Origin of the sequence: Paraburkholderia sp. BR10882 (genome assembly GCF_040948855.1) — a bacterium.
Taxonomy (GTDB): Bacteria; Pseudomonadota; Gammaproteobacteria; order Burkholderiales; family Burkholderiaceae; genus Paraburkholderia; species Paraburkholderia nodosa_A.
In genome coordinates this window covers 126,145-141,551 of sequence record NZ_JBFPKP010000013.1, presented here as the reverse complement: position 1 = coordinate 141,551, position 15,407 = coordinate 126,145, and the positions used below count along the sequence as shown (strand labels likewise).

The following is a 15,407-nucleotide window of genomic DNA, read 5'->3' as shown; positions in this document are numbered from 1 at the left end:
GGGCACATGTGGCAAGCGCGCTCGCGCATTCGCGCCACGCGTTCCACTTGCGACGCACCAGGCGAGAGTTCTTCCTAGACTATCGTCATGGCCTCGACCCGCGACCGCAATCCGTCATCACCGCCGCTTTCCCGCTACGGAAAAAAGCGGGATTTCAGTGTCACGCCTGAACCGGCGCCGCCGGCTGCCAGCTCGCCCGTTGAAAATGGACATCTGGGCTTCGTCGTGCAGAAGCACTGGGCGAGCCGGCTGCACTACGACTTCCGGCTCGAACTCGACGGGGTATTGCTCTCATGGGCCGTACCCAAAGGTCCGTGTTACGACCCGAAGGAAAAACGGATGGCCATTCACGTGGAGGACCATCCTGCCGACTACGCGGGTTTTGAAGGCACGATTCCGGCAAAGCAATACGGCGCTGGCGACGTGATCGTCTGGGACCGTGGCACCTGGGAACCCGTCGGTGATCCGCGTGAGGGGATGACTGCGGGCAAGCTGGTCTTCCGTCTCCACGGCGAAAAACTTGCCGGACTCTGGGAGCTGGTCCGCATATCGAAGCCCGGCGACAGGCAAGACCAGTGGATGCTGTTCAAGAAGCGCGATGCCTGGGCGCAGCCGCTTGCCGAATACGATGTCATCAAGGCGCTTCCGGATAGCGTGACGGCGAAGCCGCTCGGGCTCATCGAGGAACGTGCGCCGCGGGCAGCGAGGCCTGCGCGCAGCGAATCGTCGGAGATCGACCTTTGCGCGGCGGTGTCTGCTCCGTTGCCTGCCAGGCTCGAGCCCCAACTCGCGACCCTGGCGCCATCACTTCCCACAAGCGGTGATTGGGTAACGGAAGCCAAGCTCGACGGCTATCGCATGCTGTCCCGCGTCGCCAAAGGCCGTGTGCGACTCATCACACGAGGCGGTCATGACTGGACAGCGAGGTTTCCCGCGCTTGCAGCAGAGGTCGAGGCGCTTGCGCTCAACAGCGCGTGGCTGGATGGCGAAATCACCGTCCTCAAAAACGGCCTTCCCAGTTTCGCTGCGTTGCAAGATGCGATAGACGGCAACGCGAATCAAGACATCGTCTACTTCCTGTTCGACCTGGTGTACCTCGACGGGAAAGACCTCAGGAAGGTGCCGCTGTGGTCGAGGCGCATGCTGCTCGCGCAGCTTCTTCACGATGCCGGTGAGCACATCCGGTTCAGCGAGGACTTCGAGGCGCCCCCGACCCAACTGTTCGAGGCCGCCTCGGGCCTGGGCCTGGAAGGCCTCATGCTCAAGCGCCGCGACGCGCCTTATGAGTCGGGGCGGACCCAGACGTGGCTGAAGGCAAAATCCCGGCTCCGGCAGGAACTGGTCATCTGCGGGTTCACGGCCCGAGGCGGCAAAGACGGGGAGATTGGCAGCCTGTTGCTTGGCTATTACGCAGACGGCAGGCTTCGCGACGCTGGAAGCGTCGGCACCGGCTGGGACGCCAGGATCGCGCGGGACCTGTGGGCGCGGCTGACGCCGCTCGAAGTCGATGCAGCACCCTTTGAAGTCGACGTCGCGAGGTCGCGCCGGTGGGCCCGGCGCTCGGCCGGCAGTGAGCGGTGGGTTCGCCCTGAACTCGTCGCAGAGGTCGAATTCGCGGACTGGACTGCCGATGGCGTCATCCGGCAGGCCTCGTTCAGAGGTCTGCGCATCGACAAGCCGCCAGGCGGCGTCGTCCGGGAGGGGGGGAAGACGCAGGCGCCGGAGCCGCAACTGAAGCTGAAAATCACGCATCCGGAACGCGTCGTCGACCCATCGACGGGTGTCACGAAGGCGGACCTCGTGCGCTACTACGCGAGCATCGCGGAGCGGATGCTGCCTCACCTGAAAGCCCGGCCCATTGCGATGGTTCGCGCGCCCGCAGGCATCGCCGAAGACCTGTTCTTTCAGAAGCATGCCGAGAGAACAGGCATGCCCGGATTGACGGCTCACGACCGCAGTCTCTGGCCGAATCATCCGCCCCTCTTGAGCGTCGACACGGTCGATGCGCTGCTGTCGGCGGCACAGATGAACGCCGTCGAGTTTCACACCTGGAATTCGACCGTTCGACGACTCGACAAGCCCGACAGGGTCATCTTCGACCTGGACCCAGGCGAGGGCGTGAAATGGGGACGCGTTCAGGAAGCGGCGCTGCTGGTTCAAACGTTGTTGTCGGAACTGGGGCTGCACGCCTGGCTGAAGACGAGCGGCGGAAAGGGCTTGCACGTCGTCGTGCCGCTTGCGCCGCGGCTGGACTACGATGCGGTCAAGTCGTTCTCGCAGGCATTCGTGCGGCATCTGGCGAAGACGATTCCCGAGCGCTTTTCGGCGACCGCCGGGGCTTCGAACCGGGTCGGAAAGGTCTATGTCGACTACCTGCGCAACGGCAAGGCGCAGACCACCGCTGCGGCATTTTCCGCGCGTGCGCGACCCGGGATGGGCGTCTCGATGCCGGTCGCCTGGGAGCAGTTGAATGACCTCAAGAGCGGGGCGCAGTGGACCGTACAAACGGCCCGCGAGTATCTGAGCTTCCAGCAGCAGGACCCGTGGGCCGATTACTGGTCGGGGGCGCAATCGTTGGCACCGGCGATAAAGCGCCTAAAATGAAACGACCGCCGGTCGGCGGCGGCACGCGCTTTGCGTGAGCGACGTGCCGAACCTGCAAATCCGCGAGGAGAAGTCCATGCCCGCCCGCTCAATTGCTTCCCTGACGCTGTCCTTCGGGCTCGTTTCGATTCCGGTGAAGCTCTATACCGCTACCGAGAGTTCGTCCGACATCCGGTTTCACATGCTGGCGCCCGACGGCTCGCGCGTGAAGCAGCAATACGTCTCCGAGAAGACGGGCGATGTCGTCGAGCGCTCGAGCATGAACAAGGGCTACGAATTCGAAAAGGACCGCTTCGTGGTCTTCACCACCGATGAGCTAAAGGCGCTGGAAGACGCTGCGAGCCATGTCGTCGAAATCATGGCCTTCATCCCGGAAGAGGCGATCAACCCGGTCTTCTACGACAAGGCCTACTACATTGCACCCGACAAGCGCGGCGGCAAGCCGTATAGCCTCTTGCAGCAGGCGCTCGTGCAGAGCGGTCGCTGCGCGTTGGCGAAATGGGCGTCGAAAGGACGGACGCGGATCGTGCAGGTGCGCCCCGAAGAAGATGGGCTCGTCTTTCAGCAATTGCTGTACGCCGACGAGGTTCGCTCGCTGGCTGATCTCCATGTCGAACATGTCGACGTATCCGATACCGAGATGAAACTCGCGCTGCAGATTATCGAGCAGGGCTCCGAGGACAATTACGACCCAACTGCGTACGAAGACGAAGAGAAGAAGCGCATCCTCGCAGCCATCGACGAAAAGATCGCAGGCAAGCAGGTCGTCGTTCACGAGGCTCGCGAAGAGCTTGCGGGTGGCGGACAGGTTATCGACCTGATGGATGCGTTGCGGGCGAGTTTGAAGGGTGGCGCGAAAGCGAAGACCGCTCCGGCGCCCAAGCGTAGCAAGAGCGCGGAGCCCGTTACCGAACTGCCTGTCGCGCCCAGGACGCGCAAGCCGCCGGCGCGTGCCGCCAAGGCGCCCGCCGAAGCGCCTGCCAGGGTGCGGGCACGCAAGTGACGCCACAAGTCGCCGCGCGCGAAATTTCGATGCGCGAGTTGCAGGCCATGCTTGGCGTTTCCCGGAGGGTGGTATCGGGCCTCATTGCTGCAGGATTCGTGAACCCGTCACGCGGACCGCGAAACGCCTACCGCTTCACGTTCCAGGACGTCGTGCTGCTGCGTACGGCGTTGCAGCTGCGCGATGCGCGTATTCCACCGCGCAAGATCATCAGGGCGCTCACGCGGCTCAGAGACGAGTTGCCCGATCAGTTACCGCTTACGGGGATTCGCGTATCGGCAGTCGGCAACAACGTGGCCGTGCGAACGGGTCCTTCGCAGTGGGATGCCGCCACCGGTCAGTTCCTGCTGGATTTCGAAGTGGCGCAGATCAAGGGCGATGTCGTGTTTCTCGACTCGGCGCCTGCGCAAAAGAATCTCGCGCATCAGGCGCAGGAGTGGTACGACCTCGGCGAACAGTTGAGAGCATCCGATGTGAACGGCGCTGAACGGGCGTACAAGAAGGCTATCGCGCTATCGCCGCAACCTTTTTATCCTGCCTACGTCGACCTGGGCGCGCTGCTGTGTGAACTCGAATCCCGGTGCGAAGATGCGCTGCATGTATTCGATGAGGCGTTGGCTCACTTTCCCGACGATGCCGTGTTGCACTTCAATCGCGCGATTGCGTTCGAGGAGCTGGGACGCTTCGAAGACGCCGAGCGAAGCTATATGCGCTGCCTCGAACTCGACCCGACGTACGCGGACGCTCACCACAACCTGGCCATGCTGCTCGAAAGACGTGGCGACCCGCAGGGTTTGGTTCGTCATTTGAGCGCGTATCGACGGTTGACTACCTAGACCGTGCAGAAGGTGGCAAGTTGGCCGGCATGTGCGCAAAAACACAGCTTTCCCCGCACAGACCGCGACAACCCCGCCTCAAACCGTCGCCACCAGAATCGACTCCCCGCTAGCCGGCCTCAGCCCATCGCTTCGTCCTGCGAAGTAACGTGCGGTGAGATCCGCGGTCGAAACATGACGCGCATTGCGCAACCCGGCCTCGCTTGCCAGCGCAAGCATCTCATCGGGCGCGAAAAAGCTCACGAACGGCGTACCCGCCGCCTTCGCGCGTTCATACACGGCGGCATGCTGCGAACGCTCGGGCTCGTCGATGAGTTCGAGCGGCAGGAGGAAGGTCATGACGAGCGTCGAGCCCGGTGCGAGTTGCGCGATCTGCCGCAGCGTCGCGAGGTTCGCCTCGCGCGTGAGATACATGGAAACGCCCGTCGAGGCGATCACCGCGGGACTCGCGGCATCGAACCCAGCCGCGGCGAGCCGCTCCCACCACGTCTGCCCGGCTTCGAAATCCACCGGCACGAAGCGCAGCCACGCCTGCTCGCGATACCCCAGCTCCATGAGCCGCTGACGCTTCCATGTCTGCGTGCCCGGCCTGTCCACTTCGTACACGTGCAGGCGCGAGGCGATTTCGGGGTGGCGCTGGGCGAACGTGTCGAGTCCCGCGCCGAGAATCGCGTACTGCCGCGCGAGCCCTTTCGCGGTCTGCTCGGCCACGAGGTCCTCGACAAAGCGCGCGCGCCCGACGATCGACGCACGATAGCCGCGCGTGCCTGCAGGGTGCATATCGGGCCGCTCGCGCCAGTTCGACTCCGGCGCGGCGATCTGCATGCCGGTTTCGTCTTCGAGCACGTGGGGCGCATCGTCGACCTGGACGTGCAGCGCGCGCCACAGCGCGACGCGTGTGGCGGTGCTGTCGGGAGCGGCGGGATGGCTGGCGGGCATGGTTCGGTCCTCTCACGCGGGTTTCGTCGCACGATTATCGCGCGCCTGGCTCGCGGCCGTGTGTCCCGTAGATGTCGGCGCTCACCTGCCGCAACGCCTCGATCATCACGCTCGCCGCGGGCGTGAGGAGGCCGTCCGCGCGCGTGATGATGCCGAAGTCGTCCATCTGGCAATCCATCGGCACGGGCAGGATCGCGACCATGCCGTGCGCCGCGTAGTAGCGCGCCACGTCCTCGGTGAGCACGGCGATCATGTCGCTTTGCTCCAGCACGCGCGTGATGAACAGCAGCGCGGGAGTCTCGACAACGTTCGATGGAGGCGCGAGGCTCGCGCGCTGGAACATCAGCTCGAAGCGGTGGCGCAGCACGCTGCCAACGGGCGGCACGACCCACGTGGCGCGCGCGATGTCGGCGAGCGCGATCGGTCGGGCTTCGTCCTGCGCCGCCACGAGCATGGGGTGCCCCGGCCGGACCACGGCGCACACGGGCTCGCCCGCGAGCGGTTCGTAACGCAACTGGAGCTTGTCGTGCTCGGCGGACAGGCGGCCCAGCACCACGTCGAGCTTGTCTTGCGCCAGGTGTTCGAGCAGCACGTTGCTGGCGTCGATCTCCACGGAGACGCGCAGGTTCGCATGCGTGCGCTTGACCGCCGCAACGGCCGCCGGCAGCACGCGCACGCCCGGCGAGGTGATCGCGCCCACCGCCACGTGGCCAAGGCGCCCGGCCTTGAGCGCGCTAAGCTCCTCCTGCGCCTGGTCCAGGCTGCCGAGCACGGCGCGCGCGTGGCGGATCAGCGCGTCGCCGTACAGCGTGGGCCGCATGCCGCGTGGCATGCGTTCGAACAGCACCGCACCGAGCATGTCTTCGAGCTCGCGCAGGAGCTTCGAGGCGGCGGGCTGCGTCATGTTCAGCGCCGCCGCCGCGCGGTGAATGTTACCTTCCTCCGCCAGCGCCACGACGAGGAGCAATTGCCGCGTTTTCAGCCGCGTGCGCACGTACCAGGGGCTCGTATCGAGCATGTCTCCGCCTGATTTCCCAAATAGTTTTAGGTGTTTATACCAATGCCGATTTCGATATCGGAAGCGTCCATTATTTCATTAGGAGGTTATCAGACTTCTCCGTAGACTGTCCCGAATCCATCGCTCTAAGCACTCGGCGAACTACTCGCTCTACACAACGAATACGATGTCGGATACCAAACCCAAACTGCGCTCCCAACAGTGGTTCGGCACCACGGACAAGAACGGCTTCATGTACCGAAGCTGGATGAAGAATCAAGGCATTCCCGATCACGAATTCGATGGTCGCCCGATCATCGGCATCTGCAACACCTGGTCGGAACTCACGCCCTGCAATGCGCATTTCCGCAAGCTCGCCGAGCACGTGAAGCGCGGCATTTATGAAGCGGGCGGCTTCCCGGTCGAATTCCCGGTGTTCTCGAACGGCGAATCGAACCTGCGTCCCTCGGCCATGCTCACGCGCAATCTCGCCTCCATGGACGTGGAAGAGGCGATTCGCGGCAACCCCATCGACGCCGTCGTGCTGCTGTGCGGCTGTGACAAGACCACGCCCGCGCTGCTGATGGGCGCGGCGAGCGTGGACGTGCCCGCCATCGTCGTGACCGGCGGCCCGATGCTCAACGGCAAGCACGAAGGCCGTGACATCGGCTCCGGCACGGTCGTCTGGAGGCTGCACGAGGAGCTGAAGGCGGGCGAGATCAACCTGCATCAGTTCCTTTCGGCCGAAGCGGGCATGTCGCGCTCGGCGGGCACCTGCAACACCATGGGCACTGCCTCGACGATGGCCTGCATGGCCGAATCGCTCGGCGTTTCGCTGCCGCACAACGCCGCGATTCCCGCCGTCGATTCGCGCCGCTACGTGCTCGCGCACATGTCGGGCATCCGCATCGTGCAGATGGCGCTGGAAGACCTGAAGCTCTCGAAGGTCCTCACGCGTGAAGCGTTCGAGAACGCCATCCGCACCAACGCCGCGATTGGCGGCTCGACCAACGCCGTGATTCACCTGAAGGCGATTGCCGGGCGCATCGGCGTCGATCTCGAACTGGAAGACTGGCAGCGCATTGGCCGCAACACGCCGACCATCGTCGATCTGCAGCCGTCGGGCCGCTTCCTGATGGAAGAGTTCTATTACGCGGGCGGCCTGCCGGCGGTGCTGCGCCGGCTCGGCGAAGCGAACCTCCTGCCGCATCCCAATGCGCTCACGGTCAACGGCAAGTCCATCTGGGACAACGTGCGCGAGGCGCCCAATTACAACGATGAAGTGATCCGTCAACTCGACAACCCATTGATCGCGGACGGCGGCATCTGTATCCTGCGCGGCAATCTCGCGCCGCGCGGCGCCGTGCTCAAGCCTTCGGCGGCCACGCCCGAGCTGCTCAAGCATCGGGGCCGCGCCGTGGTGTTCGAAAACTTCGACCACTACAAGGCGACGATCGCCGACGAGTCGCTCGACGTCGACAAGGACTCCATCCTCGTGATGAAGAACTGCGGCCCGCGCGGCTACCCCGGCATGGCCGAGGTCGGCAACATGGGCCTGCCGCCCAAGCTGCTGCGCCAGGGCGTGAAGGACATGGTGCGCATTTCCGATGCGCGCATGAGCGGCACGGCTTACGGCACGGTGGTCCTGCACGTGGCGCCCGAAGCGGCGGCGGGCGGCCCGCTCGCGGCGGTGCGCAACGGCGACTGGATCGAGCTGGACTGCGAATCGGGCCGCCTGCATCTGGACATCAGCGACGAGGAACTCGCGCGCCGTCTGAGCGATGTCGATCCGGCGGCCGCGCCCGGCGTGGCGGAGCAGCTGGGCAAGGGCGGTTATGCGCGCCTTTACGTCGATCACGTGCTGCAGGCCGACGAGGGTTGCGACCTCGACTTCCTCGTGGGCAAGCGCGGGTCAGCGGTGCCGCGGCATTCGCACTGAGCGGTTGACGCAATGAGCCAGGGCGCGCCGGCGCCCTGAGCGCAGCAAAAGAGAAGAAACGAGCCTGGAGACACGATGACGAACCCGCAGGTGCTGCAACACGAAAGCCCCGCTGCACTGGTAAGCGCCAGCAGCGAGGAAAAGCACATCGTCGGCCATATCGCGCGCCGGCTGCTGCCTTTTCTCGCGCTGATCTATGTGGTGGCGTACGTCGATCGCACCGTGGTCGGCTTCGCGAAGCTGCACATGAACGCGGCCGTGGGCCTGTCCGACGCCGCCTACGGCCTGGGCGCGGGCCTCTTCTTCATCGGTTATTTCCTCTGCGAAGTGCCGAGCAATCTCGCGCTCGCGCGCTTCGGCGCGCGCGTGTGGTTCGCGCGCATCCTCTTCACGTGGGGCGTGATCACGATGCTGATGGCGCTCGTGAGCGGCCCGAAGAGCTTCTACGCGTTGCGCTTTCTACTTGGCGCGGCGGAGGCCGGGCTCTATCCCGGCATCCTGTATTTCCTCACGCAGTGGTTCCCCATGCGCCACCGCGCGCGCGTGATCGGCCTGCTCGTGCTCGCGCAGCCCATCGCCGGCATCGTCACGGGCCCGATCGCGGGCGCGCTGCTCGAAACGCACGGCTTTTTCGGCATGTCGAGCTGGCAGACGCTCTTCGTCGTGAGCGGCCTGCCTGCCGTGCTGCTGTGCATTCCCACGCTGCGTCTGTTGCCCGAATCGCCCGCGCATGCACGCTGGCTCGACGACACTGAGCGCCGCTGGATCGCGCGCGAACTCGCCGCCGACCAGCGCACCTACCGCCTCGACACGCATCGCAACCCATTCAGCGCGCTCAAGGACCGCCGCGTGCTGCTGCTTGCGCTGCTGTTCCTGCCGTTTCCGCTGTGCATCTATGGTTTGTCGCTCTGGTTGCCTACCATTATCAAGGCGTTCGGCGTGAGCGATTCCACGGCGGGCCTGCTTTCCGCGGTGCCGTATCTGTTCGCGGTAGCGGGCTTGCTGATCGTGCCGCGCCATTCGGACAAGCATCGCGAACGCTACGGCCACATCGTCGTGGTCTCGGGCGTCGCGGCGCTGACGATGGCCGCGAGCGCGTGGTTTCACGCGCCGGCGCTGCAACTGCTGTTCATCTGCCTGAGCGCTTTTTCGATCTACTCGATTCAGGCCGTGGTCTGGGCGCTGCCCGGCGAGTTCCTCACCGGCGCGAGCGCGGCCGTGGGGATCGCGACGATCAACTCGCTCGCGAATCTCGGCGGCTATCTCGGCCCCTATGGCATCGGGCTCATCAAGGACGCGACGGGCAGCCTGGCGGCCGGGCTTTACTTTCTCGCGGCCACGCTGGTGTTCGCGGTGCTCGTGACGTTCGCCGTGCGCGCGGTGCTGCGCACGCCTCGCCGCAGCACGGGAGAGCTGGCGAGCGAATCGTGAAGGCGCGGCCTGACACTCTTTCTCAAGCAGGACTGAAGACATGACTACGAGCCGTACGCCCCGATTCAGGGGCATTTTCCCCGTCGTGCCGACCACGTTCACCGAAACGGGCGAACTGGATCTGGCAAGCCAGAAGCGCGCCGTCGATTTCATGATCGACGCGGGCTCGGACGGCCTGTGCATTCTCGCGAACTTCTCGGAGCAGTTCTCGCTCTCCGACGACGAGCGCGAAGTCATCACGCGCACCGTACTCGAGCACGTGGCAGGCCGCGTGCCCGTGATCGTGACGACCACGCACTACGGCACGCCGGTTGCCGCCGCACGCAGCAAGCGCGCGCAGGAGCAGGGCGCGGCGATGGTGATGCTCATGCCGCCGTACCACGGCGCGACCTTCCGCGTGCCCGAGCAGCAGATTTACGACTTCTACGCGCGCGTGTCCGATGCGATCGACATTCCCATCATGATCCAGGACGCGCCTGCGAGCGGCACGGTGCTCTCCGCCCCGTTCCTCGCGCGCATGGCGCGCGAGATCGAGCAGGTTTCGTACTTCAAGATCGAAACGCCGGGCGCGGCAAACAAGCTGCGCGAGCTGATCAAGCTGGCGGGCGAGGCCGTCGAAGGCCCGTGGGACGGCGAAGAAGCCATTACGTTGCTCGCGGACCTGAACGCCGGCGCGACCGGCTCGATGACGGGCGGCGGCTTCCCGGACGGTATTCGCCCGATCATCGTAGCCCACCGCGAAGGCCGCACCGACGACGCATTCGCGCTGTACCAGAAGTGGCTGCCGCTCATCAATCACGAAAACCGCCAGGCGGGCATGCTCGCCTGCAAGTCGCTGATGAAGGAAGGCGGCGTAATCGAGTGCGAACTGCCGCGCCACCCGCTGCCCGCGATGCATCCCGCGACGCGCGCCGAACTGATCGACATCGCGCGCCGCCTCGATCCGCTCGTGTTGCGCTGGGGTAAATAAATCATTCGTCATGCAGAATAAAAAATCTCCCTGAAAAGAAGGGGCGGAGATACGTCATGAAAGCGTCCTATACGTTGGGTATCGTCGGCGTGGGCAAGATTGCGCGCGACCAGCATCTGCCCGCCATCGCGGGCAATCCCGGCTTCGAACTCGTCGCGAGCGCGAGCCGCAACGCGCAGGTCGAGAACGTGCGCAACTACAAGGACATCGGTGCGCTGCTGGCCGCCGAGTCCGATCTCGACGCGGTGTCGCTGTGCGCGCCGCCGCAGGTGCGCTACGCGCAGGCGCGCGCCGCGCTCGAAGCGGGCAAGCACGTCATGCTCGAAAAGCCGCCTGGCGCGAGCGTGAGCGAAGTCGAGGCGCTGCGCGAACTCGCGCAAAAGCGCGGCCGCACGCTGTTCACCACGTGGCATTCGCGCTGCGCGAGCGCCGTCGAACCCGCGCGCGCGTGGCTCGCCGAGCGCACCATTCGCGCCGTGCACGTGCGCTGGAAGGAAGACGTGCGCCGCTGGCATCCGGGTCAGCAGTGGATCTGGGAACCGGGCGGCCTCGGCGTGTTCGATCCGGGCATCAACGCGCTTTCCATCGTCACGCGCATCCTGCCGCGCGAAGTGCTGCTGCAGGGCGCGACGCTGCATGTGCCGAGCGATTGCTCGACGCCGATCGCAGCCGAACTCGATTGCATCGACACCGATGGCGTGCCCGTGCGCGCCGAGTTCGACTGGCGCCACGGTCCGGTCGAGCAATGGGAAATCGATGTGGAGACCACGGACGGCCTGCTCTCGATCGCGGAAGGCGGCAAGCGCCTCGCGATTGCGGGCGAGCCGGTCGCGCTCGACGCGGAACGGGAATATGCGGCGCTCTATGAGCGTTTTCACTGGTTGATCGCCCACGGCACCGACGACGTGGACGTGCGCCCGCTGCGCCTCGTGGCGGACGCGTTCCTGCTCGGCAGGCACGTCGAAGTCGAGGCCTTCGGGCATTAAAGACGCTTCTTTCAAGCATTACACACGCAGCACACCACACCTGAGGAGACAGGAGCATGACCAGCAAGATCCGCCGTTTGACCCTTCGTGCCGCATTCGCGGCGATGTGCATCGCCCCGCTCGGCATGAACGTGGCGGCGCACGCCGACTCGCCCGTGAAGATCGGCTTCCTCGTGAAGATGCCGGAGCAGGCATGGTTCATCAACGAGCAGAAGGCCGCTACGGCACTCGGCCAGAAAGAGAACTTCTCGGTGGTGAACATCGGCACGCCGGACGGCGAGAAGGTGCTCGCCGCCATCGACAACCTCGGCGCGCAAGGCGCACAAGGCTTCGTGATCTGCGCGCCGGACGTGCGTCTCGGACCGGCCATCCAGGCGCGCGCCAAGCGCTACAACATGAAGTTCGTGACGGTGGACGACCAGCTCGTCGACTCGTCGGGCAAGCCGATCGCCAGCGTGCCGCACCTCGGTATGTCGGCGCTCAAGATCGGCAATCAGGTCGGCCAGGCGATCACCGACGAAATGAAGCGCCGCGGCTGGAAGCCGGAAGAAGTGGGTGCGCTGCGTATCACCGACTATGAACTGCCCACGGCGAAGCTGCGCACGGACGGCGCGACGCAATCGCTGCTGGCTGGCGGCTTCAAGAAGGAAAACATCTTCGACGCCCCGCAAAAGACCACCGACGACGAAGGCGGCTTCAATGCGGCGTCGCCGGTGCTCGCCCAGCATCCGAACATCAAGAAGTGGGTGGTGTTCGCGCTCAACGAGGAAAGCGTGCTGGGCGCCGTGCGCGCGACCGAACAGCTGCACATTCCGTCGGCCGACGTGATCGGCGTGGGCATCAACGGCGCAGGCGAAGCGTTCGCCGAGTTCCAGAAGAAGCAGCCTACGGGCTTCTACGGCACGATCGCCGTGAGCTCGACGAACCACGGCAAGGAAAGCGCCGAGAACCTCGTCGAGTGGATCCGCGACGGCAAGCAGCCGGCCGCCGACACGCAGACCACCGGCAAGCTGATGACGCGCGACAACTGGACGGCCGTGCGCAGCGAGCTGGGTATCTAAGGACTGCGTAGAAGACTGAGGCGAAGCAAAGGGCAGGGATGCAATGACTGAAACGATGACTGATGCGAACGCGCAAGCGAACGCGGTGAAGGGCGCTCAACAGGGGAATCGCGCGTACCTGGAGCTCGACGGCATTACCGTGAGCTTCCCGGGCGTGCGCGCGCTCGACCGCGTGGCGCTGGAAGTGCGTGCCGGCGAAGTGCACGGCTTGATGGGCGAGAACGGCGCGGGCAAATCCACGCTGCTCAAGGTGCTCTCGGGCGTGAACCAGCCGCAGGAAGGCACGCTCGAGCTGAATGGCGTGGAGCACCGCTTCACGACCACGAAGGCGGCGCTCGAAGCGGGTATCGCGATCATCTATCAGGAACTGCATCTCGTGCCCGAGCTGACGGTGGCGGAAAACCTGATGCTCGGGCAGTTGCCCAATCGCCTCGGCGTGCTCGACGAAGGCACGCTCGTCAAGCGCGCGATGGATGAACTCAAGCGGCTTGGCGAGCGCATCGATCCGCGCACGCCGGTGAAGAATCTCTCCATCGGCCAGCGCCAGATGATCGAGATCGGCAAGGCGCTCATGCGCGACGCGCGCGTGATCGCCTTCGACGAACCGACCAGCTCGCTCTCGGCGCGCGAGACGGAGAACCTCTTTCGCATCATCAACGCGCTGCGAGCGGATGGCCGCGCGATCATCTACGTCACGCACCGCATGGACGAAGTCTATGAGCTCTGCGACCGCGTGACGGTGTTCCGCGACGGCAAGCGCATCGAGACGTTCGACTCGGTGGCCGATCTCGACCGCAATCGCCTCATTGCGGCGATGGTGGGCCGCTCGATCGAGGACGTGTACGGCTATCGTCCGCGCCAGGCGGGAGACGTGCTGATCGAAGCGAAGGGCCTGTTGGGTCCCGGCCTGGCCGAGCCGGTATCGTTTACGGCGCGGCGCGGCGAAATCGTCGGCTTCTTCGGGCTCGTGGGCGCCGGGCGCTCGGAACTCATGAAGCTGATTTACGGCGCGACGCGCGCCAGCGCGGGGCATGTCGAACTCGACGGCAAGCGCGTCAATTTCGCGAGCCCCCGCGACGCCGTGCGCGCGGGCCTCGCACTATGCCCCGAGGACCGCAAGCAGGAAGGCATCGTCGCGATCGCCTCGGTGGCCGACAACCTGAACATCAGCGCGCGCCGCCACTTCAGCCCCGCGCGCTTCCTCCTCGACGCGCGGCGCGAGCGCGATCTCGCGCAGGACTACATCAAGAAGCTCGCGATCAAGACGCGCAACGGCGACACGGCCATCGGCACGCTCTCGGGCGGCAACCAGCAGAAGGTGATTCTGTCGCGCTGGCTCGCCGAGCGCATCGAGGTGTTCCTGATGGACGAGCCCACGCGCGGCATCGACGTGGGCGCGCGCGCCGAGATCTACAACCTGCTGTACGAGCTCGCCGAAGCGGGCAAGACCGTGATCATGGTGTCGAGCGACCTGGCCGAAGTGATCGGCGTGTCGGACCGCATCATCGTCATGCGCGAAGGCCGGATTGCCGGCAGCCTGCCGAAAGCCGAAGCTTCGCCCGACGAACTGATCAAGATGGCGCTGCCGCGCTGAAATCCTTTTTGTAACGATGAACCAGAAATGAGTGAAGCCATGCAGCCACAGGGCACGCCTACCGTCAACGAAGCCGCCGCGCCGATTACCCCCCAGCGCGCGCGGGCGTGGGACATGATCAACAAATCGGGCATCGTGGTGGTGTTCGTGGTGCTGTTCGCGGTGCTATCCGCCACGGTGCCCGACTTCCTCACGACCCGCAACATTCAGGGCCTGCTGCTCTCCGTCACGCTGATCGGCTCGATTGCCGTCACGATGATGTTCGTGCTCGCGCTGGGCGAGGTCGATCTTTCGGTCGCCTCGATCGTGGCGTTCGCGGGCGTGGTGGCCTCCACGGTCATCACGCAGTCGCATAGCGTGCTGCTCGGCATTACGGCCGGCGTGCTCGCGGGCGGCGCGGTCGGGCTCGTGAACGGCGTGCTGATCGCGCGCTTCAAGATCAACTCGCTGATCGCCACGCTCGCGATGATGGAAGCGGTGCGCGGCCTCGCCTTCCTCACCTCGAACGGCGACGCCGTGATGATCTCGGAAGAGCGCTTCTTCGATCTGGGCGGCGGCTCGTTCCTGGGCATCTCGTACCCGATCTGGAGCAACATCATCGGCTTCGTGGTGTTCGGTTTCCTGCTCAAGAAAACCGTGTTCGGCAAGAACGTGCTGGCGGTGGGCGGCAACAGCGAAGCGGCGCGGCTTGCCGGCCTGCCGGTCACGCGCATCAAGATCACGGTGTTCGTGCTGCAAGGGCTCATTACGGGCTTCGCGGGCGTGATGCTGGCCTCGCGCATGAGCCTCGGCGACCCGAAGACTTCGGTGGGCCTCGAACTCGGCGTGATCTCGGCCTGCGTGCTGGGCGGCGTGTTGCTCACGGGCGGCGTGGCGACGATCTCGGGCGTCCTGGTGGGCGTGCTCATCATGGGCGCGGTGCAGGACGCCATGAGCCTCATGAACGTGCCGACGTTCTATCAGTACCTGATTCGCGGCGGCATCCTGCTGCTCGCGGTGCTGTTCGACCAGTTCCGCCGCAGCAAGCGGGCGGTGTGAGGCAAGCGA

General features: G+C 65.2%; 12 protein-coding genes. 10 read left to right on the top strand and 2 right to left on the bottom strand.

Features of this window, described 5'->3' with window-relative positions; genetic code table 11:
- The first annotated feature begins 87 nt into the window (after window positions 1-87).
- The 3 genes from ligD to AB3X99_RS28220 all read left to right on the top strand — a co-directional run bounded on the left by ligD (window position 88) and on the right by AB3X99_RS28220 (window position 4,443).
- Complete coding sequence (gene ligD, locus AB3X99_RS28230; RefSeq protein WP_368618777.1) at window positions 88-2,604, top strand: DNA ligase D; 2,517 nt, start codon at window positions 88-90, stop codon at window positions 2,602-2,604.
- Between the two features lie 76 nt (window positions 2,605-2,680).
- Entirely contained in the window at window positions 2,681-3,607 is a 927-nt protein-coding gene (locus tag AB3X99_RS28225; protein WP_368618776.1) for a Ku protein, read from the top strand.
- On the top strand, window positions 3,604-4,443 hold the full coding sequence (locus AB3X99_RS28220) for a tetratricopeptide repeat protein (RefSeq protein ID WP_368618775.1): 840 nt from the start codon (window positions 3,604-3,606) through the stop codon (window positions 4,441-4,443). The genes AB3X99_RS28225 and AB3X99_RS28220 overlap by 4 nt, the downstream gene beginning before the upstream one ends.
- A 78-nt stretch (window positions 4,444-4,521) precedes the next feature.
- On the opposite strand, the gene AB3X99_RS28215 is transcribed toward AB3X99_RS28220, so the two are convergent.
- Together AB3X99_RS28215 and AB3X99_RS28210 are read right to left on the bottom strand one after the other, a co-directional pair.
- Window positions 4,522-5,382: a class I SAM-dependent methyltransferase gene (locus AB3X99_RS28215; RefSeq protein ID WP_368618774.1), complete on the bottom strand. Its 861-nt coding sequence runs from the start codon at window positions 5,380-5,382 to the stop codon at window positions 4,522-4,524.
- Between the two features lie 34 nt (window positions 5,383-5,416).
- Window positions 5,417-6,400 (bottom strand): LysR substrate-binding domain-containing protein, encoded by a 984-nt coding sequence (locus tag AB3X99_RS28210; protein WP_069265827.1) that lies wholly within the window; start codon window positions 6,398-6,400, stop codon window positions 5,417-5,419.
- 166 nt (window positions 6,401-6,566) lie between these two features.
- Between AB3X99_RS28210 and AB3X99_RS28205 the strand changes: the two genes are divergently transcribed.
- The 7 genes from AB3X99_RS28205 to araH all read left to right on the top strand — a co-directional run bounded on the left by AB3X99_RS28205 (window position 6,567) and on the right by araH (window position 15,398).
- Window positions 6,567-8,318, top strand: coding sequence for an IlvD/Edd family dehydratase (locus tag AB3X99_RS28205; RefSeq protein WP_368618773.1), 1,752 nt, complete (start codon window positions 6,567-6,569; stop codon window positions 8,316-8,318).
- Between the two features lie 75 nt (window positions 8,319-8,393).
- Window positions 8,394-9,749: an MFS transporter gene (locus tag AB3X99_RS28200; RefSeq protein WP_368618772.1), complete on the top strand. Its 1,356-nt coding sequence runs from the start codon at window positions 8,394-8,396 to the stop codon at window positions 9,747-9,749.
- A 40-nt stretch (window positions 9,750-9,789) separates the two neighbouring features.
- Window positions 9,790-10,719, top strand: a complete 930-nt coding sequence (locus tag AB3X99_RS28195; RefSeq protein WP_069265830.1) for a dihydrodipicolinate synthase family protein — start codon at window positions 9,790-9,792, stop codon at window positions 10,717-10,719.
- Between the two features lie 56 nt (window positions 10,720-10,775).
- Window positions 10,776-11,705 carry a Gfo/Idh/MocA family protein gene (locus tag AB3X99_RS28190; protein ID WP_368618771.1) on the top strand — a complete coding sequence of 310 codons (930 nt, stop codon included), beginning with the start codon at window positions 10,776-10,778 and terminating at the stop codon, window positions 11,703-11,705.
- A 56-nt stretch (window positions 11,706-11,761) separates the two neighbouring features.
- Window positions 11,762-12,766, top strand: coding sequence for an arabinose ABC transporter substrate-binding protein (locus AB3X99_RS28185; RefSeq protein ID WP_069265832.1), 1,005 nt, complete (start codon window positions 11,762-11,764; stop codon window positions 12,764-12,766).
- Between the two features lie 55 nt (window positions 12,767-12,821).
- The gene (gene araG / locus AB3X99_RS28180) at window positions 12,822-14,360 is read left to right on the top strand and encodes an L-arabinose ABC transporter ATP-binding protein AraG (protein ID WP_141710724.1); all 1,539 of its coding nucleotides are present in this window, start codon (window positions 12,822-12,824) and stop codon (window positions 14,358-14,360) included.
- Window positions 14,361-14,387: 27 nt separating this feature from the next.
- Window positions 14,388-15,398 carry an L-arabinose ABC transporter permease AraH gene (gene araH / locus AB3X99_RS28175; protein ID WP_368618770.1) on the top strand — a complete coding sequence of 337 codons (1,011 nt, stop codon included), beginning with the start codon at window positions 14,388-14,390 and terminating at the stop codon, window positions 15,396-15,398.
- Window positions 15,399-15,407: the final 9 nt, after the last annotated feature.